Annotated in this window: 17 protein-coding genes; 8 read left to right on the plus strand and 9 right to left on the minus strand. The window is 42.7% G+C overall.

Features of this window, described 5'->3' with window-relative positions; translation table 11 throughout:
- Nucleotides 1–16: 16 nt before the first annotated feature.
- The 5 genes from P1X15_RS03010 to P1X15_RS03030 form a co-directional block, all read right to left on the minus strand.
- Nucleotides 17–634: a hypothetical protein gene (locus P1X15_RS03010; protein WP_277336651.1), complete on the minus strand. Its 618-nt coding sequence runs from the start codon at nt 632–634 to the stop codon at nt 17–19.
- Between the two features lie 94 nt (nt 635–728).
- Nucleotides 729–4,373 carry a M1 family aminopeptidase gene (locus P1X15_RS03015; RefSeq protein ID WP_277336652.1) on the minus strand — a complete coding sequence of 1,215 codons (3,645 nt, stop codon included), beginning with the start codon at nt 4,371–4,373 and terminating at the stop codon, nt 729–731.
- A gap of 654 nt (nt 4,374–5,027) precedes the next feature.
- Entirely contained in the window at nt 5,028–5,321 is a 294-nt protein-coding gene (locus tag P1X15_RS03020) for a GIY-YIG nuclease family protein (protein ID WP_277336653.1), read from the minus strand.
- A gap of 724 nt (nt 5,322–6,045) precedes the next feature.
- Nucleotides 6,046–6,927: an ABC transporter ATP-binding protein gene (locus P1X15_RS03025; RefSeq protein ID WP_277336654.1), complete on the minus strand. Its 882-nt coding sequence runs from the start codon at nt 6,925–6,927 to the stop codon at nt 6,046–6,048.
- A 282-nt stretch (nt 6,928–7,209) separates the two neighbouring features.
- Nucleotides 7,210–8,202, minus strand: a complete 993-nt coding sequence (locus tag P1X15_RS03030) for a polysaccharide deacetylase family protein (protein ID WP_277336655.1) — start codon at nt 8,200–8,202, stop codon at nt 7,210–7,212.
- A 64-nt stretch (nt 8,203–8,266) separates the two neighbouring features.
- Here P1X15_RS03030 and P1X15_RS03035 point away from each other — a divergent pair, with 64 nt between their 5' ends.
- Entirely contained in the window at nt 8,267–9,433 is a 1,167-nt protein-coding gene (locus P1X15_RS03035) for a serine hydrolase (RefSeq protein WP_277336656.1), read from the plus strand.
- 835 nt (nt 9,434–10,268) lie between these two features.
- Nucleotides 10,269–10,922, plus strand: coding sequence for a response regulator transcription factor (locus P1X15_RS03040; protein ID WP_277336657.1), 654 nt, complete (start codon nt 10,269–10,271; stop codon nt 10,920–10,922).
- Nucleotides 10,923–10,925: 3 nt separating this feature from the next.
- Here the strand turns inward: P1X15_RS03040 and P1X15_RS03045 are convergent, their stop codons facing one another.
- Both P1X15_RS03045 and P1X15_RS03050 read right to left on the minus strand, forming a co-directional pair.
- Nucleotides 10,926–11,921 carry a hypothetical protein gene (locus tag P1X15_RS03045; RefSeq protein WP_277336658.1) on the minus strand — a complete coding sequence of 332 codons (996 nt, stop codon included), beginning with the start codon at nt 11,919–11,921 and terminating at the stop codon, nt 10,926–10,928.
- Between the two features lie 12 nt (nt 11,922–11,933).
- On the minus strand, nt 11,934–14,849 hold the full coding sequence (locus P1X15_RS03050; RefSeq protein ID WP_277336659.1) for an FAD-binding and (Fe-S)-binding domain-containing protein: 2,916 nt from the start codon (nt 14,847–14,849) through the stop codon (nt 11,934–11,936).
- Between the two features lie 87 nt (nt 14,850–14,936).
- Here P1X15_RS03050 and prmA point away from each other — a divergent pair, with 87 nt between their 5' ends.
- From prmA to P1X15_RS03065, 3 genes are all read left to right on the plus strand, one after another.
- Nucleotides 14,937–15,776: a 50S ribosomal protein L11 methyltransferase gene (gene prmA / locus P1X15_RS03055; RefSeq protein WP_277336660.1), complete on the plus strand. Its 840-nt coding sequence runs from the start codon at nt 14,937–14,939 to the stop codon at nt 15,774–15,776.
- Nucleotides 15,766–16,587: an SDR family oxidoreductase gene (locus P1X15_RS03060; protein ID WP_277336661.1), complete on the plus strand. Its 822-nt coding sequence runs from the start codon at nt 15,766–15,768 to the stop codon at nt 16,585–16,587. The genes prmA and P1X15_RS03060 overlap by 11 nt, the downstream gene beginning before the upstream one ends.
- A 295-nt stretch (nt 16,588–16,882) precedes the next feature.
- Nucleotides 16,883–17,395: an RNA polymerase sigma factor gene (locus tag P1X15_RS03065; protein WP_277336662.1), complete on the plus strand. Its 513-nt coding sequence runs from the start codon at nt 16,883–16,885 to the stop codon at nt 17,393–17,395.
- Nucleotides 17,396–17,492: 97 nt separating this feature from the next.
- Here the strand turns inward: P1X15_RS03065 and murB are convergent, their stop codons facing one another.
- On the minus strand, nt 17,493–18,512 hold the full coding sequence (gene murB, locus P1X15_RS03070) for a UDP-N-acetylmuramate dehydrogenase (RefSeq protein ID WP_277336894.1): 1,020 nt from the start codon (nt 18,510–18,512) through the stop codon (nt 17,493–17,495).
- Between the two features lie 44 nt (nt 18,513–18,556).
- Nucleotides 18,557–19,762: an RsmB/NOP family class I SAM-dependent RNA methyltransferase gene (locus P1X15_RS03075; RefSeq protein ID WP_277336663.1), complete on the minus strand. Its 1,206-nt coding sequence runs from the start codon at nt 19,760–19,762 to the stop codon at nt 18,557–18,559.
- 194 nt (nt 19,763–19,956) lie between these two features.
- Between P1X15_RS03075 and panD the strand changes: the two genes are divergently transcribed.
- Genes panD through rfaE2 form a run of 3 tightly spaced genes read left to right on the plus strand, consistent with a single transcriptional unit; the run spans nt 19,957 to nt 21,860 of the window.
- A complete protein-coding gene (gene panD, locus P1X15_RS03080) occupies nt 19,957–20,307 on the plus strand; it encodes an aspartate 1-decarboxylase (RefSeq protein WP_028667320.1) in 351 nt (116 codons plus the stop codon).
- Nucleotides 20,308–20,335: 28 nt separating this feature from the next.
- Entirely contained in the window at nt 20,336–21,382 is a 1,047-nt protein-coding gene (locus P1X15_RS03085; RefSeq protein WP_277336664.1) for a lysylphosphatidylglycerol synthase transmembrane domain-containing protein, read from the plus strand.
- Entirely contained in the window at nt 21,375–21,860 is a 486-nt protein-coding gene (gene rfaE2 / locus P1X15_RS03090; protein WP_028667318.1) for a D-glycero-beta-D-manno-heptose 1-phosphate adenylyltransferase, read from the plus strand. Before P1X15_RS03085 ends, rfaE2 begins: the two co-directional genes overlap by 8 nt.
- Nucleotides 21,861–21,862: the final 2 nt, after the last annotated feature.

Consider the following 21,862-nt stretch of genomic DNA (forward strand, 5'->3'; position numbering starts at 1 on the left):
GACAATTCTGGACAGATTAGGGTAAGAGATAGATAACTGTATCTATAAAGAAAAAAACACCATGGCTTGTCAAGACATTTTCATCGTGTAAATCTTCCAAAATAATACCCCATTCAGGATGATAATAATCGTTATTTCTCCTGTGTTTAAAACCGTTTCGTTCTAAGAATTTCCTCAATTCATCTAAGTCAGTAGGCTGCGTAGATTCTATAAATGATTGTTTGACAACTGAATAAAAATTGTTGTCTTTGAGATAAAAACCAAGCAGCTCGTAATGAGTACTCGGAAATAAAAAGTTGTGAATAAGCAGGCTAACAAAATAGTCTTTCCAACTTTCATAAAAAATGGCATCGTTAATTTTGGTAACGCTCCTACCATCATTATTGAGAAAAACTTGCTGCTCTGCTCCTTCGCCAATATACTGATTATCATCAATTAACGAATACCAATAATCGTATTGAGCAGCAAAAAGAGATAGCAGTTCTACCTCGTCTTTTTTACTGAGGAATTCTGTTTTTTGAGCCGTTCTACCTGTGCTCTCGCTTGTGCTAAGGTAAAGCAAGGCTGTTTGGATAAGATTTCTGCCTGTAACTTCTCCAATTCTTGAAAGGATATCTCTGATTTCATCTCTCATAAAGTTTAGACAAAAATAAAAACAAATTTAAAGATTAGAAAAAAAGACGGCGAGTAGCCCCTGTACGGAACCCAACTCGCCGTCTTTTCCATCTCTACAGCATTTCTACTTTCATCACATTATCATCCGAAATGCGGTCGATGAGTTTGTTGTAGGGATCGATGCCGCCTTTGAGGGGCTTGCCTTTTACCACCAACTCAATCGTGTGCTTGCCTGGACTGAGTTTGTGTTTTTGGAGGTAGAGCGGCACTTTTTGCTTCATGCCTAGCTTGTTTTTAGACTCCTCCGTAAATACCCCAATGTCGATGTAGTTCGGGGTTTTTCCCTGCGCAATTTCTTTGCCCGTTTTGTCAAAATACAGCTTTTTGGTCTCTACTGTCAGCTTTATTTTATACTGGTCGCCTTTCAGTGGCGTCGCTTCTACGGCCGTTACTTTGTTTTCGTACAAGGTGATTTTCTTGATACAATCCTCCACAAAATACTTGAGCGAATCAGGCGTTTGGGTGTAAATACTGTTGTACCATTCGTCGGTCGTCGTAAAAGGCGCTTTCTGGCGGAAGGCCGTCCGTTCGGCGTAGTCTTTCAGCCACGTATTGAGGCGCTGCTCGCCCACCATGTCTTGCAGGGCATAAAACGTCAACGTGCCTTTTCCGTACCAAATGTACGCCCCACTCTCGTTGTCCATCAGCGGCTGTTCGCCTTTGTTTTCTGTACCACGACCGCGCAAATACTGGTCGAGGGCGTATTTGAGGCGCTCCTGCATCACGTCGCGGCCGTAAGTGTGGTGTAGCACCATGTGCGAGCTGTACTCGGCCAATGCCTCGGCGATGTTGTTGGCTCCCCGCGTGAAGCTCGGCATCACTTGGTGCCCCCACCATTGGTGTGCTACCTCGTGGGCCGTTATGTAATACGCATAATCGGTTTTGTTGGGGTCTGAGAAATCGGCCAAAAACCCAAAGTTTTCCGAATACATAATGGTATTAGGGAACGACTGCGCAAAGGTCTGATAACGAGGAAACTCCAAAATACGCATCTGTCGGAACTGGTACGGGCGAAAATTGGACGAACAGTAGCGCAAGGCGTCTTTCAACCCATTCATAAAGTGGGAAATGTTTTTATTATGCGTAGGATGGTGAAAAATCTCCACTTTAATATCCTGTCCATCAGAGTTTTTAACCGTTTCGCGGTGGACGGCATAACGCGCCGACGCGACGTTGAAAAACAAATCCATGAACTCGTTTTGTTGGTAATGGAAGTACTTACGACCATTTTGCGTCCATTCCTTTTGCAGATACCCAGGCATAATCGCGATTTGGTCGGGTTCGGTACTGACCGTGCCTTCAAACGTTACCCAGTCGCCTTCTTGGGTAAACAAGAAATTCTGTAATCCCGTGGAGTCGGTGCGTTTGGGCATGTCAAATTCCCGAATCGGCAGTTTATACTTTTTCCGATACCGCTCCGACGAAAGTTCGGCGGACTGACTGTATCCGATGCTCGGGAATAAATCGCCTTGGTTCACAAAAGTACCATTGTCCGTAATCGTAAACTGCTCTTCTCCCCCATTGCGAAAGCCTCTAAACTCACCATGCGACGCGATTTCAAGCACCGCCGAGTCGTTGGGCATCAGCTTTTTAGGCAATTGATAAATATAAAAACGTTGAATCGTATCGTTCAACAATTTCTTAGGCTCTACTCCGTCGATTTTTAGACTCATTCGGTAATGCGGGAAACCGCCTCCCACGTTCAAAATCAGCGAATCCAACGGGCGGTTATGCTTATTTTTTATCACAAATCGACCACGGGCATCTATCATTCGTTTTTTAGGGAATAAATCTACCTCTACCTTCACCGACGTTACTTTAGGCTGGGGTTTAAGGTAAAATTTACGGTATTTTTCTTCGTACTCCGCACTTCGTTTGCGGCCTTCTTCGGCGGTACGGTACTTGTTCAATACACTTTGGTTGTAATAAATAAAGCCCGCTGAACCTAGCCACACAAGGGTAAAAACCGACAGCAACGCCCCCGTAGCAGGGGTAAAACGCTGCATGGCCAAACGCCAACGATTTTTGAAATTGGTTTCGGTACCGCGCGACCAAAACAGGTTGCCAATCACCAAAAAGACTGCCGCCAATCCGCCCCAACACAACAAATACCACATCGTATTTTCGGTAAACCCAAACCCGTTCATGTCTGAATACGTCGAAGTAGGAACGGCGTTGAAATATAGCAACATGTATTTGTATTCAGAAAAAGCCCGCGTGCCGTACAATACCGCCCAAAAAGCAATGTTGACCACGTGCCCCGTCATTTTGTTGTTGACCAACGTATGAATCAAAAACGTAATCATGGTCAGGAACGTCCACTGCAAAATAGGCACTACGTAGCCTTGCAGGTACAGCGCCAAGTTGTAATCGAAGTATCCTTTGATGGTCTGCCAGATAACGCCGCACAAAATCCCCACGACAGGAATGAACAGCATCACCCCAATCATGGCCAAAAACTTGGAGCCATACACCAACCAGTTGGGCAACGGTAAAGCATCGCCAATGAGGTGAAAATTGACCGTTCGGTCGCGGTGAACGACTTCGCCCGTAATGAAAATAATGAGGATAATTACTACAAAATAAAATGTACTGTCTTTCGACTCCAACATAAGGTAAGTGGTAGGAAGCGAATCGGTTCCGTACATCATTCCTGCGTATTGATTGTCTAAAAACAAGAACAACGCCGCCGCTAACAAAATAGCAATAAAGAAGGGATCACGAACGATGTTCCGAAACTCCACTTTGGCCATGCTGAGCATTTGTCTCAAATAACGACCCGTGGTGTAGGCTTTTTCGGCCACGGGCAAATCAGCCAATGAGCGAGGAGCTGCCACTTTTTCAGTCTTCTTTTTGGAGATTTTTTGAGATTTTGGGGCAATGAAGCGTTGAAAATCAAAGCGAAACAACAAAAACAAAAGTGGAGCAAGCCCTACCCCTATCCACAACAAACGGTTCCATAAGAAATTACCCTCCAGAGGAAAAAAGCGGGTATTTTGTTCCGTAACTGTCCAGTAACGCGTCAAATCGTCGAGCGCTCCCAACGCAAATGGGTCGAGAATAGCGGCCAGCGACTTGTTGTCCAAATCGGCCATCAACGAAGAGGCGACCAAGTAGGTCACCAATAAAACCACCCCACCCGCATAGGTGACAAACACGCGTTTTGTCAAGGCCACCAAGCTAAAAAAGAGGCTTCCCGCAAAGAATAAATTGGGAACCCCTACGACCAAGTAAGGCCACAGGTAGTTGAGCAGGTTGTAAGGACCAATACGCTCGGCATTATCGCCAACTTCGAACGTTTTTCCAATGATACAACCGACCAAATGTCCTACAATCATTCCTGAACCAATAAACAACAGCGTCAGAAATGACCCCATAAAACGCCCCATGAGGTACCCTTTTTCGGAAATGGGATAGCTGAAATAATAATTTTGGGTTTTGTGCTCAATGTCGCGATAGACGGGTACGCCCATCACTGCTGTAGCAAGCATGATGCCGAAAACACTCATCACGGCAATGAAAACTCCCGCCATAGCAGGACCGTTGATGAATACTTTTTCGGACGAACCGCCACTGATGCTCACCGAACCAAACAGTGCCAACACTAACGAAAATAGAAACATCACCGCCCAATAGCCCCAAGTAGCAGGTCGCTTAAAGCGGTATTTTAGTTCAAAAGAAAGTATGGTTGAAAACATAAATTTAGCTGTGTTTGACTATTTTTGAAAAATCTACTGTTTGATAATTTTTCTTTGTCACCCCCGGCATTTGCATTGTCACCCCGACGATAGGAGGGGTCTATATCCTTGCAATGATAATTCGCCGCTTTAGATTCCTCCTCCGTCGGAATGACAAAAAGCCTACATTGGAATGACAGAAAACGCCTACACTTTTGTTACCCCATTTTCTCCCTTGTCACCCCGACGATAGGAGGGGTCTGCATCCTTGCACGCGCAATTCGCCGCTTTAGATTCCTCCTACATCGGAATGACAAAAAGCCTACGTCGGAATGACAAAAAAGCCTACGTCAGAATGATAGAAAACGCCTACACTTTTTTTTATTACCCTATTTTCTCCCTTGTCACCCCGACGAAGGAGGGGTCTGCATCCTTGCAATGATAATTCGCCGCTTTAGATTCCTCCTCCGTCGGAATGACAAAAAGCCTACATTGGAATGACAGAAAACGCCTACACTTTTGTTACCCCATTTTCTCCCTTGTCACCCCGACGATAGGAGGGGTCTGCATCCTTGCAATGATAATTCGCCGCTTTAGATTCCTGCTCCGTCGGAATGACAAAAAAGCCTACGTCGGAATGACAAAAAGCCTACGTCGGAATGACAAATGGTTTCATTAGTCTTGAATATCATCGTTTAAAAATTTCCATTCAGGATTAAACTCATTGATAAGTGCTTCTTTCTTTGATCTTCGCCAACCCTTTATTTCCTTCTCACGTTCGATAGCGTTGTAAACGTATTTGTGATGCTCCCAGTAAAGGAGATAGAAGCAATTGTACTTTGCAGTAAATCCACTTACTCCTTGCTTATGCTCGCTTAACCTACGCACCAAATCATTTGTAACGCCAACATAAAGAACCGTCTTATTATAGTTTGTTAAAATGTACACGTAATATGAATGCTCTCTCATGATTTATAAAATGCAAAAGGTGATAAGGATTTAGATTCCTCCTCCGTCGGAATGACAAGAGACTTTCGTCGAAATGAAAAAAGGTTTCCCTAAAATGACGAACCATTGCCTTTTTTGTCACTCACCTTTCTTTTGTCACCCCGACGAAGGAGGGGGCTGCATCCTTGCACACGCAATTCGCGGATTTAGATTCCTCCTTCGTCGGAATGACAAAAAACTTTCATCGAAATGACAAAAGGTTTCCCTAAAATGACGAACCACTGCCTTTTTTGTCACCCACCTTTCTTTTGTCACCCCGAGGAAGGAGGGGGCTACGTCCTTGCACGCGCAATTCGCGGATTTAGATTCCTCCTCCGTCGGAATGACAAAAGGGTTGCGTCGGAATGAAAAAAGCTTCATCAGAAGAACAAAGAACTTTCTTTTGTCGCCCTGACATTTCCTTTGTCACCCCGACGAGGGAGGGGTCTGCGTCCTTGCACGCGCAATTCGCGGATTCAGATTCCTCCTCCGTCGGAATGACAAAAGGGTTTCGTTGGAATGAAAAAAGCTTCATCAGAAGAACAAAGAACTTTCTTTTGTCGCCCTGACATTTCTTTTGTCACCCCGAGGAAGGAGGGGTCTGCGTCCTTGCACAGAATTCGACGATTTAGATTCCTCCTCCGTCGGAATGACAAAAAACTTTCGTCGGAATGACAAGAGACTTTCGTCGGAAGAACAAAAAAGACTACACTGCCAGTCCTTGTCGAACCGTGATTTCGGAGAAATACACATCTTCCAAATCAGGAGTAGTTGCTTCAAAACCTTCAAGTGACTCGTCGGCTATGACTCTGATTTGGGTTTTACCCATTTTCAGTGAAGTCGAAATCACTTGGTAATTTTCGCGATAGTTGTTCAGTTCGTGTTTTTCAATACTTTTCTTAAATACCTTACCCTCAAGCCCTTTTACCAATTCATTTGGATTGCCTTTGGCCACTACTTCGCCCAAACAAATGATAGCCATGTGAGAGCAAAGGTTGGTAACATCTTCCACAATGTGCGTTGAAAGAATCACAATCGTGTTTTCGCCAATTTCAGAAAGTAAGTTATGAAAACGATTGCGTTCGGCGGGGTCAAGACCCGCCGTCGGTTCATCAACAATGATGAGTTTGGGATTGCCAATAAGCGCCTGTGCAATACCAAAGCGCTGTTTCATCCCTCCCGAATACGTCCCCAAGTTTTTCTTACGGGCTTCGTAGAGGTTTACTTTTTGAAGAAGCGCCGTAACAATGTCCTTACGCTCACCACGATTCGAAATTCCTTTTAGGTCGGCGATGTGGTCAAGCATGGTTTCGGCACTGACGCGCGGATATACCCCAAACTCTTGCGGTAAGTAGCCTAGAATTTTACGTACCTCCTCTTTTTGGCGTAGTACATCCAAGTCATCGAGCGAAATACTACCGCTATCGGCCTCTTGAAGGGTGGCAATGGTGCGCATCAAGGAGCTTTTACCCGCGCCATTAGGACCCAAAAGTCCAAACATCCCCTGCGGAATGGTAAGTGTAACATCTTTAAGGGCTTGTACGCCATTAGAATACGTCTTGGAAAGATTGGTAATGGTTAGCTGCATGAAGAAATTAGTTTGTAGGTTTTGAAGGTTTTGCGAAAATAGAAAAAACCATACTCAAACTATATTTTTTGGGATTAAAGGCAATATGGGCAGATGAATATTAGAAAATTTCTCATGAAACTTCTGAGAATTGTTGATTTTTATCTAAAAATATAGAATAACGTTTGTTGAGTCCCAATTATACTACCAAAACAAAACCACAGAAGGCAGAATAGATATCAAGGAAAAAGCCTCGCTGTATCTCTGCACCTCTGTGGTTTTTTAAAAAATATTTAGGAAGTCTTATTTTACTTTGGCTCTACGCTCTCGCATTTCGCGCCAAGTGGTAAGAATGATGCCTTCTTTTTCGATAAAAGTTTTTAAGGCAGGGTCTAACATCGCCCAAAAATCACCGTAGCGGGTAGGCCAAGAATCGGTGATTTCTTTGAAGTTGTCGCTGGGGGCAGCGCAGTGCATGATTACCATTGTAATACCCGGCTTAGCTTCTTTCAAAAGCTCAATGTATTTTTCGGTTTTCATTTTCCGTAAGTTTTCTTCGGTATTAGGCACATTAGCGGCGAGTTTCCAACCATAAGTATCTGCAAACAAATCGTCGAGTACCGGCAAACCTGCGTTCCAAAGCATTTTACCAATTTGCTGAAACTGTTGTATTTCTTGGGCTGGACTGTTACGCTCTTTGGAGATAAGCGTAGCATGGCCCGCAGGAAACATCACGGGGATTTTTTCTTGAATACCCACTTTTACATAACGTTCCGTAAAAGCAGGCGAACCGAAGAGCGTTCCCATATGCGAATCGATGTGCGAAGGCTCTACCCCAAATTGTCGAAAACGGGCTATTTGTGCCCTGATTTCGGTTTCTACTTCGTCGGCGGAGGCATTCTTGACCACACTAGCTACATTAGACCACATAGCACCTTCTTTGTCGTGCAAGCCCGGTACTTTGTCGCGCCCCGACAGCGGAAACCAACGATAGCCTTTCCATTCGGAGGTAAGGGTGAGGTGCACGCCTGCGTCAGTGTTGGGGTGCTGTTGGAGGTATTTCATGTAGGCAGGTACCCACCCGCAAGGCATCATCACGCTAGCTGAATTGGCCACCCCTTTTTCCATGGCGAGAATAGTACCTTGATTGGCCTCATACGACATGCCCGCGTCGTCGATGTGGAAGATAATGACTTTTTTGCCTTTGGGATAGCCTAGTTTTTCGGCATAAGTCTCTTGAGCCATGCTGCCAATGTTCCCTAGCAAACAGAATACAAATAGAAAAAGATATTTCATGGAATCCAGGGTTTATATTTGCCTCATAAAGTAATGAGCCTATCCTTAATTACTTTAGGGACTTATGAAAAGACTATCTCGCAATTTACTTTTTGGCTTAGTAGGACTGTTGCTTGTAGGGACAGGGCTTACCTATACCTCACCATTGGTGCACATCAAAAACTACGTTCAAAGAGGAGATGTGGATATTATTGATTACAAGCAGCACCCTACGCGGCAGGTGCTGGCTTCTACTCGGCCTGAGCCTTGGCCTTTAGACTCTAATTTTAATAAAGCGGTGGTGAGCCAAAACCTCTTGGATACCCTAGAAAAGTATCGAACAACGGCTTTTTTGGTGTTTCAAGACGGAAAATTGCTTTATGAAAAATATGGGGAAAATACCGATACCAGTAGTCTGAGTCAGTCTTTTTCGGCGGCCAAAAGCATCATTTCGATGTTGGTGGGTATTGCTCTCAACGAAAACAAAATTCGTAGTTTGGACCAGCCTGTCAAAGCATATTTAGGGGCCTTTGCGGAAGGTGAAAAAAGCAAGATTACCATCCGTCATTGTTTGACGATGAGTACAGGACTAGATTGGCACGAAAAAGACAAAGGTTTTTTTAGCAACAATGCCTTGGGATACTATGGCGAAAATATAGAAGGGGTGATTGAGCATTTGGATTCCGAAAAACCTGCGGGTAAGGAGTTTGAGTATCGAAGCGGAGATACCGAAATTTTGGCCTTGATTTTGGAAAAAATATATAATAAAAAAATCGCCGATTTGGCGTCCGAAAAAATCTTTCAGTTGATTGGCAGCGAAACCGATGCGGTTTGGATGCTCGATAAACCCAAAGGCCGCGAAAAAGCATTTTGCTGTTTTGCTCTTACTGCTAGGGATTTTGCTAGGTTTGGGCATTTGATGCTTTGGAATGGCAATTGGAAAGGGCGTCAGATTGTTTCTGAAGGGTATATGAAAGAAGCACAGCGGCCTGCTTCTTACCTTCTCGACCCCAAGACTCAGCTGCCTCTTCAGGCTTATGGATACCAATTTTGGATGCAGTCTTACAAAGGAATCTCAACCGTTAGTATGCGAGGTCTATTGGGGCAGTTGATTTGGGCGATTCCTTCCAAAAATGCCGTAGTAGTAAGATTAGGGCATAAAGAGTCTCCCCAAAAAGTAGAAAATTATTTCAAAAAAGACTCCGAAATCTACTTGGAAGCAGCCTTGCAGGTTTTGGAGCAATCAAAGTAAGGTGAGTCTATAGACAACCATTTTTTTCATTGCAACAGCACTAACTGTATCCTAAGTAGGCTATACTTTTCTATAAATGCTATATTTTTTGCTTCAAAAAGCTCAAATTAGGCTAAAAATACTGGATTTCCAGTATTGTGTGATATAGTTGATAGTGAGAACTTTGTGTCGCTAAACCTCTATCCTACATTGACAACTAGCTATACACTTTTACCCGAAAATGTTTCTTTGGAAAACTTCATTTTCCAAGGTGGCGTTGTTGGTTCATTTGTAAGCTATGCTTAATTATACTCGCCTTGTTAATATTGCTGTACATTAAACTGTAACTAGTAAGTCACTTGGCGAGTATAAGACAAGCTTGTAGACGTGGTCGCAAGGAGTAGGAAAGATATATTATTATTTAATTGATATATAGATAGAATACCACTATTTCCAGCAGGAAAAGTATTTTGAAATATTTAGTAAAACATAGTCTCAGATTGTTGAACTCAAACCGATAAAAATCGGTCAAATTACTTTAATAAGTGTAATACTTGATTAAAAGTAGTGAGACATGAAGATTATAGATTTGGGTTGAATCATCTATTAATGTATAATAAGTGCCTGTATAGCCATTTTAAAAACATTTGCTGAGTATGACGTTGGTAAGACCTTTTTTCTTATCAACGTTTTTTTTTAGACTCTATATTTTTGATAAGTAGAACATAAATCCATATGTTCTTTGTCTAGAATATAGACGATGAGTAACGATTATCTAATAACTTTTTGAGATATACTTTGGTAGTTTCTTTTAAAAGTATGAGATAACTCTTTTAATAGTATATGTATTGGATTTATGAAACTTACCAGAGTATTATTAGTTGACGACCATCCTATCTTTCTTGAAAGTCTACAAGCCCTGCTTACCAATCTCGGAAAAGTAGAGATAGTAGCAAAAGCTGTCAATGGAATCGAAGCTTTGAAGCTTCTGAAGCAAATGCCCATAGATGTGGTGATTACTGATTTAAGTATGCCTTTACTTAACGGAATCGATTTTACGGTCAAGGCGAGAGAGATTTCGCCTCACATCAAGGTGATTTTACTAACCATGACGGAAGACATGGCTCGTGTACGTGACGCTATGCGAATAGGAGCATGGGGTTATATTTTAAAAAGCTCAAGTCTAGAAGAACTTCAGTGGGCAATCAAAGAAGTAGTAGAGGGGAGAAAGTATTTTGGGGCTGATTTAGAAATAGAAACCGCAGAAAATGCTACAGTGGTAGTATCAAATTGGCACAGCAAAGAAGATGAGATACCGCACCTTACCAAGCGCGAAATTGAAATCATCCGTTATATCGTCAAAGACAAATCTAGTGAAGACATTGCCAAGTTGCTTAATATTAGTCCCAATACCATAGAAACACATCGTCGCAATATTTTCAAGAAACTTGATGTAAAAACGGTAGTCGGCTTGATGCGGTTTGCGATTAAGCACAACTTGATTGATTGACGCCTAGCGAGGTGGTCCTCCCAAAAAAAGTTTTTCGCTGCGAAGAGCTTGTATATACCGCTCAAGCGGAGCAATATAAGGAGATGAAGGGAAATCTTCTTTGTATTTTTCTAGGAGCTTTACAAAAGGTTGCGGTTTTTTACCATCAAAATATACATAGGGGAAAAAATACATTTTTATTAATTGCGCTAATAGAATTTGTCGTGTTTTGGGAACCTTGCTCAAAGTTTCATAAATCTGATGGTATTTATTTTCTAACGCAATGCTGTCAAGGCTCATGGCACCTCTTCTAAATGCTGGATTAGGATGAACGTACACGTCGGGTCCCGACAAAAAAAACGAATGAAGCGCCTGCATATACAAGCCTGATACATAGAGGCTATCTTCTGTAATGGCTGGACGGATTTGTTCTTGTTTGGCTAGTTCTCCTTTTGAAAATAAATAGGCCTGCTTTCTAAAATATTTCTGTCCTTCCAAAGAAGCCCACACATATTTGTTGATGTGGGGATTGGTAGTATTGCATTGATTCCTAAAGTTTTCCCAAGATTGGGCCGCTAAATCATTAATAATGACTGTATAGTTTTCAAGCGACATATGCTGAAAAAGAGGATTGGCTGTGAGGCTATCTTTGCCCATCAAGAGGCTTTTGTACAAAAAATCATGTAAGCGCGCTATTTTACCTTTTACAATTGGGAGGGTGGAACGATTAGGGGTGTGAAAAATCAGAGTATCGTGGGGTGTTAAAAAAAAATCAAGTTGATAGCCCAAGCACTCGATGACTACTTTTTGGGGATAAGCTAGCGCAAAATCAGCCTTAAAATTCCCTTTTTGGTCGGTTTTTCCTTGGTGTAAAGGCACATTTGAAATAAAATGCAGTGAATCTTGAATGAAAATTTGATATTTTGATGAAGGAAAACCTTCAAAACACCCCTTCACCCAAACATTGGATTGGGCAAATCCCTGAATACAACAGATGAGTAAAATACAAAAATAACGCATATCTATGGCTGTTTAAGTCCGTAGTGCCTCCCACAAAATCTCTATAGGATGCTTGGCTTTTCGACCTGTACCATCTTTGATTTGATGGCGGCAGCTTGTGCCAGGCGCAGCAATCACTACTTCTTCGGGCTGTTGGCGGATGGTAGGAAAAAGTACCAATTCGCCTACTTGCATCGACAGCTCGTAGTGTTCAGCTTCGTATCCAAAAGACCCCGCCATCCCGCAGCAGCCCGACGGAATGAGCTGAACTTTGTAATTGGCTGGCAAAGACAGCATTTTTTTGGTAGGTGTGAGCGACGCTAAAGCTTTTTGATGACAATGTCCATGCAATTTAATGACTTTGTTGGAAGTTTCAAACTGATTAGAAATGAGGCGTTTGGCATCTATCTCTCGGGCTATAAATTCATCAAATTGGAGAGCGTTTTGGGCTAATTTTTGGGCTGCGTCTCTGAGCGATTCGGGTACGAGGTCGAGGTATTCGTCCCGGAAAGTCAAAATCGCCGATGGCTCAATACCCACCAAGGGAGTTTGATCCGAAATAAGTCCTTGAAGCATTTCGACGTTTTGAATCGCTATTTTTTTGGCTTCCTTTACTAGCCCTTTGGAGAGATACGTCCGTCCACTTTCTACGTGTTTAGGAATCACCACCTCATAGCCTAGCTTTTCCAGCAGCATAATGGCTTTTTGCCCAATTTCTACGTCGTTATAATTAGTAAATTCGTCACAAAAGAGATAAACCTTCGATTTGGGGGATGCCGTAGTAGAACGGCGGTTTTTTGCCCAAGCCTCCAAAGTAGTACTGTGCAACAAAGGCATGGTGCGGTCGGGGTGGAATCCCACGATTTTGTTGGCAATACGGCGTAAGGATTCGTTTCCAAAAATCATATTATACCCCCAAGGTGCGATGCGAGCGAGACGCATTTGCTGGGAGAAATTGGCAATCAAACGCGAACGAAAAGGCACTCCTTTTTGGTCGTAATAACTTTGTAAAAACTCCGCTTTCATCTTAGAAATATCCACGCTTGAAGGGCATTCGGATTTGCAGCCTTTGCACGAAAGACACAAGTCTAATATTTCTTTGGTCTCTTCCGAGGAAGCCGGTGTACTAGAAGCGGTTGTATAGAAATGCCGCAACATATTGGCACGAGCGCGAGTAGTATCGCGCTCGCGTCGGCTTGCCATGTAACTAGGACACATAGTGCCGCCCGTGATGTGGGTTTTGCGACAGTCGCCTGAGCCGCTGCATTTTTCGGCTAAACGCAGTATGCTTTCTTGTTTTGAAAAATCAAAGACTGTATCAATTTTGGGGTTTATTTGGTCGGGCTGATACCGCAAAAACTCATTCATGGGGGGCGTATCCACGATTTTGCCACGGTTGAAAATCCCCTTAGGGTCAAAAAGTTGTTTTACCTCTCTAAACAAAGCGTACACTTCTTCGCCCATCATAAAAGGAATAAATTCGCCTCGGAGGCGGCCATCGCCGTGTTCCCCCGAAAGCGCGCCATTGTATTTTTTTAGCAAAATGGCGGTATCGGCCAAAATCGCCCTGAATTTGGCTTTGCCTTCTGAGGTTTTGAGATTGACCATTGGCTCTACGTGCAGCTCACCAGCACCTGCGTGGGCATAGTAAGAGGCATGAACGCCATGTTTTTGGAGTACTTCGCCTAGGTCTTGGATGTAATCTGGTAAATCTTCGACAGCCACAGCGCAGTCTTCGATAAGATTGACGGGTTGTACATCTCCTGGTAGGTTACGAATCAAACCTAAGCCCGCTTTTCTTACGTCCCATGCTTTTTTGGAATCGTCGCCAAAAAGTAATGGATAAGCATAGCCTAGTTGATTGAGTTTTAGTTCAGTGACTAATACAGCCGCTTTTGCTTCTACTTCTTCACGAGTATCAGCTCCAAACTCCACCATTAGCATTGCGGCGGGGTCACCTTCGATAAAGAAGCGATTGTGCCGGTATTCGTTGTGGTTTTTGGTAAAGTCCATGATGTATTTGTCCACTAGCTCAGAGGCCAAAGGGGTATGCTTCATGGCAATTCCATTGGCCAACAAAGACTCATGCAAAGTAGTGCAATGGATACAGAGTAAGCCTAGTTCAGCCGGAGGAAGAGGTAAGAGATTGATTTTGGCTTCCGTAACAAAGCAAAGTGTACCTTCCGAGCCGGCAATAAGTTTGGGGAGGTCGAGAGCGATGTCTTCAGAATCAAGCAGGGCATCCAAAGCATAGCCTGTATTGCGGCGGGTGATGCTTTGTTTGGGGAATTTTTCCCGAATCAACGATTTGTTTTGTGAGACAATTTCAGAAAGTCTTTGAAAGATGCTTTGCTGTAAAGGATTGAACTTTGCTTCAGTGCTACTAGGCTTTCCAAACAGTACTTCTGTGCCGTCGCTCAGAAGAGCTTTTACTTCCAACAGGTGGTCGCGGGTAGCTCCCCAACTTATGGAGTGGAGTCCACAGGAGTTGTTCCCAATCATCCCTCCAATCATGGCGCGGTTGGCGGTGGAGGTCTCTGGGCCAAACATCAATCCAAAAGGTCTGAGTGCCACATTCAAATCATCTCTTACTACACCTGGTTGTACTCTGACCCAGTGCTCTTGGGGATTGATTTCTAAGATTTGATTGAAATATTTTGAAATATCTACTACTACACCATTGCCTACCACTTGCCCTGCAAGAGAAGTGCCAGCAGCTCTTGGAATCAGGGTGACTTGGTGGGTAGTAGCCCACGCGATAAGCCGACGAATGTCATCTACGGTACGGGGGAGTGCTACTGCCAAAGGCATTTCTTGATAAACAGATGCATCGGTGGCATACAGTTTCTTGATGGCTTGATGCGCAACAGATGAGTCAAAATATAATTCTCCCGCAAAATCACGGGTGAGTTCTTCAAACGAAAAGTGGGTATTAGAAACGTAAAACATCAGAAAGGAATGGTTTCTGCAAATGTAATTTAAAAATAGATTGGGCGTACCTTTGTTTTTTTATGTACATCAATCAAAAACAATTATATGCCTACCAATTACTTTGAAGCACGCCTGCTGCTCAATCCTGATTTTAACGAAATCCTGATGGCTGAACTAGCCGAAATAGGATACGAATCTTTTGTTGAATCCAACGAAGGAATTTCTGCGTATATACCCGAAAATAATTTTGACGCATCACTTCTTCAGCAAGTAGTGGACAATTATCAGCATTTGACGCCTATCTCGGTTGAATATGAGCAGTTGGAAACCAAAAATTGGAATGAAGAATGGGAACGAAACTATCAGCCCATAGAAGTGGCTGGGAAGATTAGGGTAAGAGCCTCGTATCATTTGCCTGACCCAAGTTTTGAATATGATTTGGTGATTGATCCTAAAATGTCGTTTGGAACAGGGCACCACGAAACCACAACTTTGGTGATGGAACAACAACTCTCCCTTGACCACCAAAATAAGTCGGTGCTTGACGTGGGAAGTGGTACGGGGATATTGGCGATTTTGGCCGAAAAATTAGGGGCCAATCGCCTCACAGCATTCGATATAGAAGAATGGGCTTATCTAAATGCTATTGAAAATGCGGCTTTGAATGATTGTACTCATATCACCGTTTTTCAAGGTACGATTGCCGATTGCCCGTCAGATATATATGACATTGTATTGGCAAATATCAATCGCAATATCTTATTGCAAGAGATTCCGACTTATGTAAAATTCCTGAAAGTGGGTGGTACGTTGATTGTTAGCGGATTTTATGAGTTTGACATTGCCGACATAGTACAGAAAGCAGAAGAATCAGGTTTGAAGCTTATTGATCAAAAAACGCTTAACCAATGGGCAACTTTAAAATTTGAAAACCATGAAAATTAGTATTTTAGGTTGCGGTTGGTTGGGATTACCATTGGGGAAATCTTTATTAGAAAAAGGCTATATAGTACGGGGGAGCACAACGCGTGCCGAAAAACTCAGTGATTTGAGGGCTAGAGGAATAGAACCGCTATGGTTACAACTTACCCCAGAACCTAAGGGAATTGGGTGGGATTATCTGCTCGACACAGAGGTATTGATTATTAATATTCCTCCTCGTTTGGAAAAAGCAGGTGTAGGGTATCATGTAACCCAGATGCAGCATTTAAAATCACTTGTGGAAACAAGTACGGTACAAAAAATAATCTATGTGAGTTCAACTTCGGTTTATGGAGACTTAAACAGAGAAGTGAGCGAACAAGATGTAACTATGCCTTCTGAGTCGGCTACTCCTGCGCTTGTGGAAGCAGAGCAATTGGTGCAGCATTTAGGGCGACCTTGGCTCGTACTACGCTGTGGAGGTTTGATGGGCTATGAGCGTATTCCAGCCAAATACGTAGCTGGCAAAAAAGACATTACGACGGGAGATGTGCCTGTCAATTATGTGCATCGAGATGATGTAATAGGCGTAATAGAAGCTTTTTTGCAAAATACTTCTATTTGGAACGAAGTGTATAATGTCGTTGCTCCTTTACATCCCACGCGCCGCGAGGTGTACATCAGTAGTGGGATAAAGTTTGGCTATGAGGCTCCTACTTTTGTGAGCAGTGCTTCACCTAATGATTTTAAAATAATTTCTTCTCAAAAATTAACCACTCATTTAGGGTATTCTTTTAAGTATAGCAATCCACTAGATTTTTATTATGAGCAGTGATTTTTTGTTTAATGTTTGATTTGAAAGGTGAAACAAAACATCTTGCTTTATTTTGTTTAACTTATAATCTAAAATATTAAACAAGGTTGGTAATTTGTACTTTTTGTTTGGTTTTTGGCGATTTTTGGCCAATTTGAAGGTGGGTTTTTGTAGTATTTTAAGGTAATTTGTCATGATGTTGTACTAGTTTTGGAGGAGATTGAAAAAATATTTGAAAAAATGTTTTGAGTTTTGTTTAACTATTTACTAAATTTGATTCAACAAAATAAGGCAAAGACAATTAATCCATCACATCATGACTGCCATTGAATTCACGTATCATATCGCTAAGGTTTCGAAATCACTAAAGCCTTTCGCAGTTCGTCTGACAAAGGATAGTGACGATGCGAATGATTTATTACAAGATACCTTACTAAAAGCCTTTACCAATCGAGAAAAGTATGCAGACGGTACTAATCTAAAGGCGTGGCTCTACACCATAATGAAAAATACTTTCATCACCAATTATCAGAGAATGGTGAGAAAGAACACCTTCATTGATACAAGCGAGAATCTGCACTATATCAATTCTTTGGAAAATAGTACGGACAACGATGCCCATAACAAATTTGTAATGGAAGATATCAACAGAGCTGTGGATTCATTGGAAGAGACTTATCGTGTGCCGTTTATGATGCACTACCGAGGGTTTAAATACCATGAGATTGCCGAAAAACTCCATATCCCTATCGGAACCGTCAAAAATCGAATTCACATAGCGCGCAAAGAGCTAAAAGACAAACTGAGTCTGTACGCTTATTCGTTTTAATGGAAAACATACAAGTGTTTGCTGTCCCCTATAAGAAGTCATTAAATTAATAAAGAGGAAGGTTTCGAAAAGTTGGCTAGATTCTGGCCAACTTTTTCTATATGAAGTTAACTTCTGTGTGAAGTTTGATACCGAAATTTTCTTCTACCGAAGCCTGAATTTTTTCGGCTAGTTGTTTGATTTCGGCTCCTTTACCACCCCCGTAGTTAACCAGTACAAGAGCTTGCTTTGTATGAACGCCAATATTGCCAAGGCGTTTGCCTTTCCAGCCACATTGCTCAATAAGCCATCCTGCCGGAACTTTGGTCGTATTCTCACTAACTACATAGCCCGGAATCTCGGGGTAGAGTTGTTGGAGTTGTTGGTAGTGAGAATTTGGAATTTCTGGATTTTTGAAGAAACTACCTGCATTCCCAATTTCGGCAGGGTCGGGAAGCTTACTTTTACGAATTTTGATGACTGCATCACTAATCGCCTTGATACTCAGTTCTTTGATGCTCATTTGGTCGAGCGTTTTCTGAATATCCCCATAAGAAATATGGAAAGTGGGGGTTTTGTGAAGCTTAAATTGGACGCTCAAAATGATATATTCTCCTTTGACTTCATTTTTAAAGATACTATCTCGGTAGCCAAATTTACATTCTTCATGCGTAAAAATGCGCTTTTGACCCGTCAAGATATGAACAGCTTCGAGCCTGTAAAACGTATCTTTGATTTCTACGCCATAAGCGCCGATGTTTTGCATAGGGGCGGCACCCACGGTACCCGGAATCAGCGATAAATTTTCGAGACCTGCCCATTTTCTTTCTACACAATACATCACAAACTCATGCCAATTTTCGCCCGCACCTGCTTGCACCCAAATATTGTCTTGGTCTTCTTTGATGGTTTGAATGCCTTTGATATTGATTTTAACCACTAGCCCATTAAAATCCTGCGTAAGTAGCAAATTACTGCCTCCGCCCAAGATAAGTTTAGGGAGTGTTTGAACGTCAGGAAGCTGAAGTAAAGTCTGAATGTCTTCGTCGTTATCCACTTCCACCAAATAGCGCGCAGTGGCGTCTATTCCGAAGGTATTGTATGATTTGAGGGAAACGTTGCTTTGGATGGTAAGCATTTCGTCGGCTAGATTCTGTTGCAAATAACAAAAAAAAGGTTGTTTTACAAAGCTTTTACCAAACAAGCCATATAAAACCCATCAAAACCCTGAAGCGCCGGAGAAGTACGTTCTTCTTGTAAGAGTTGCCATTTTGAACCCTGTTCACTCAAAAAACGTCTGACTTGATCTTCGCTTTCGGATGGTAAAATACTGCAAGTGGCATATACGAGCTTACCGCCTGCTTTTACCATTTGAGAATACCCATTGAGGATTTCATACTGAGTTTGACGAATTTGGGTCAAAAACTCAGGCTTCAATTTCCATTTTGAATCGGGATTGCGGCGTAGCACGCCGAGTCCTGAGCAAGGTACATCGAGCAGTACGCGGTCGGCGGTATCGCGTAGCCTTTTGATGGTTTTGGCTTCGATAGGGCGCGTTTCTACATTGCTTACGCCATTGCGGCGAGCTCGGCGTCGGAGTTCATCGAGTTTCCATGCTTCGATGTCCATCGCAATGAGCCTTCCTTGATTTTGCATCAAAGCAGCGAGATGGAGGGTTTTTCCACCTGCGCCCGCACAAGCATCTACTACGCGCATACCGGGGTGTACATCCAGCATAGGGGCAATCCGCTGCGAACCTGCGTCTTGTACTTCAAAAAATCCATTTTTGAAAAGCTCGGTTTGAAATACATTTTTCTTTTCTGTCAATACAAGAGCTTGAGGTAAATCAGGCAGCTGTTCAGTAAAGATATTTTGGTTTGCCAAAGCTTTTCTCAGTTCTTGGGTATTGGTTTTGAGGGTATTGGCTCTTAATACTACGGGAGCTGTTTGATTGAGTGCATGAAGCTCTGCCTCCCAATTATTACCCAATTCGGTCGAACCTGTTTCATCTAGCCAATCAGGAACAGATTCTCTTATTTTACGAATCTTGAGCGCTTCTTCGTAGGCTTTTTTGATAACAACAGGAGAGAGATGCGCAAACTCTACCCAAGGTGGTAAGGTGTTTCCTTTGATAATCTGCCATGCCCCAAAAAGATCAAGGTACTGAGATGACTCATCCACTTTGGCGGTTTCGACTACAAAAGTCAGTAATCGCCACCAGCGTACGATTTCGTAAGTGTTTTCCGCAATAAATCCACGGTCGCGGGCGCCCCATTGCCGATTTGATTTGAGCACTTGCTCGATTACTTTGTCGGCTTGGCGATTTTTTTCGAAGATTTCGCTGAGAGCAAAAACCGTAGCTTCCACAAGTACCCGATGAAAGCGCATGTTATTTTGTTTTGTAGTAGTTGTCATAAAAATTGGGACAAAAGTACGCTAAAGTCTTACTTTACTAAAATCAAATTGAATAGACCTCTGTACTTTTGAAAATTAAAGACGAACTTTGCGGCATTCTTAAAGGTTATTTCAACGCCGATTTTTTTTAAAAACGGTTTTAAACTAACTGATAATATTCTAACATCATGTTTGTAACCCTCTTTAAATCTAAAATTCACCGCGTCAAAGTTACCCAAGCCGAGCTGAATTATGTAGGTAGTATCACGATTGACGAAGACCTCATGGACGCGGCTGGAATCCTCGAAAATGAGCAAGTGCATGTGGTCAACAACAATAATGGTGAGCGGCTCATTACGTATGTTATCAAAGGTGAACGTGGAACGGGCATCATTTGTCTCAATGGTGCAGCAGCTCGTAAAGCCCAAGTTGGGGATGTCGTGATTATTATTTCTTATGGTATGATGACCGAAGAAGAAGCAAAAACTTTCCAACCTAAAATCGTTTTTCCCGACGAAAACAACCTCATTGTGAAATAGTGCCAAATCGCTATTTACTTTTCAAAAGATGAAAAATATTGTCAAATACATCATTTCATTGGCAGTGGCTGGGGGCTTGATGTGGTACGTTTTCAAAGACATGGATTTGGCGGCTATGTGGGCCAAATTCCAAAATGCCAATCATAGTTGGCTTATCCTCGTAGCGATTTTTACCATCATTGCGGCTTGGAGCCGCGCTTATCGTTGGAATATGCTCTTGGAGCCTGTGGGCTATAAGCCTTCGGGTTTCAACTCGACGGTAGCGGTTTTTACGGGATATTTTGCCAATCAATTGATTCCAAGGGCAGGGGAGGTGACGCGCTGTGGCACACTCAATCGCCTCGAAAAAGTACCAGTCAATGTGAGTTTTGGGACGGTTGTAGCAGAGCGGGTGTTTGATGTGGTTTCGTTATTGTTATTAATAGGTCTAGCCTTTGTGCTGGAATTTGGGCGTTTGAGTGATTTCTTTATGAGCCTTTTTGGTGAAAAACTAGGGCTCGGAAAAGAAGGCGGCTCTAATAGAATAGTACTTCTGGCAGGGGTAGGAGTAATAGGAATAGGCTTGGCGGTGGCGGCGTGGTGGTTTTACAGAAAAAATGCCGAACGTCTGCGTCAGAATGCACTCTTTGCTAAAATTGAAGGTTTTGTGTTAGGTTTGGTTGACGGGCTATTGAGTATTCGAAAACTTCGGAGTCCGGCGGCTTTTGTCTTTCATACTGTGCTGATTTGGGTGATGTACTTCTTGAGTTCTTATGTGTGCTTTTTTGTACTACCTGAGTCGTCGGGGCTTTCTTTGTTGGCAGGGCTTACGGTATTGATTATGGGTGGATTAGGTATGTCGGCTCCCGTACAGGGGGGGATAGGCCCATATCATATTTTGGTGAGTAGTGCTTTGGTATTGTATGGATTATCCAAAGAAAATGGATTGGCGTTGGCCACTTATATCCACGGTACGCAAATGATTCTGATGTTGATTTTGGGCGGTATTTCGTTTATCATTACGCTGGTCAAAAGTCCCAAAGCCTCAAATCAAACAGATTCTGTAACACATTCTATTCCAAACAAAAATGTCTAGTACTGCCGACAAAATTATGAGCTGGGAAGCTGCCGCCCAAGTTGCACGCGAATGGCAAGCCGAAGGGAAGAAAATTGTATTTACCAATGGGTGTTTTGACATTGTTCATTTAGGACATATCGACTATCTCGAAAAATCACGTGCTTTGGGCGATAAGCTGGTTTTGGGCTTGAATACCGACGCGTCGGTGAGTCGTTTAAAAGGCCCTTCTCGCCCCGTGGTCAACGAATACGCCCGCGCCCGTTTGATGGCGGCCTTGTCGTTTGTAGATACTGTCATTTTGTTTGATGAACCTACTCCATTGGAGCTAATTCAGACAATTTGTCCTGATATTTTGGTGAAAGGTGATGATTATACACCCCAAAACATCGTTGGCGCAGATTTTGTAGTAGGTAGAGGAGGAGAAGTGAAGACCATCGCCTTGGTGAAAGGGTATTCGACGACTTCTTTGATTGAAAAAATTAAAAACAGCTATTAACT

The organism is Runella sp. MFBS21 (assembly GCF_029433105.1).
Lineage (GTDB): Bacteria > Bacteroidota > Bacteroidia > Cytophagales > Spirosomataceae > Runella.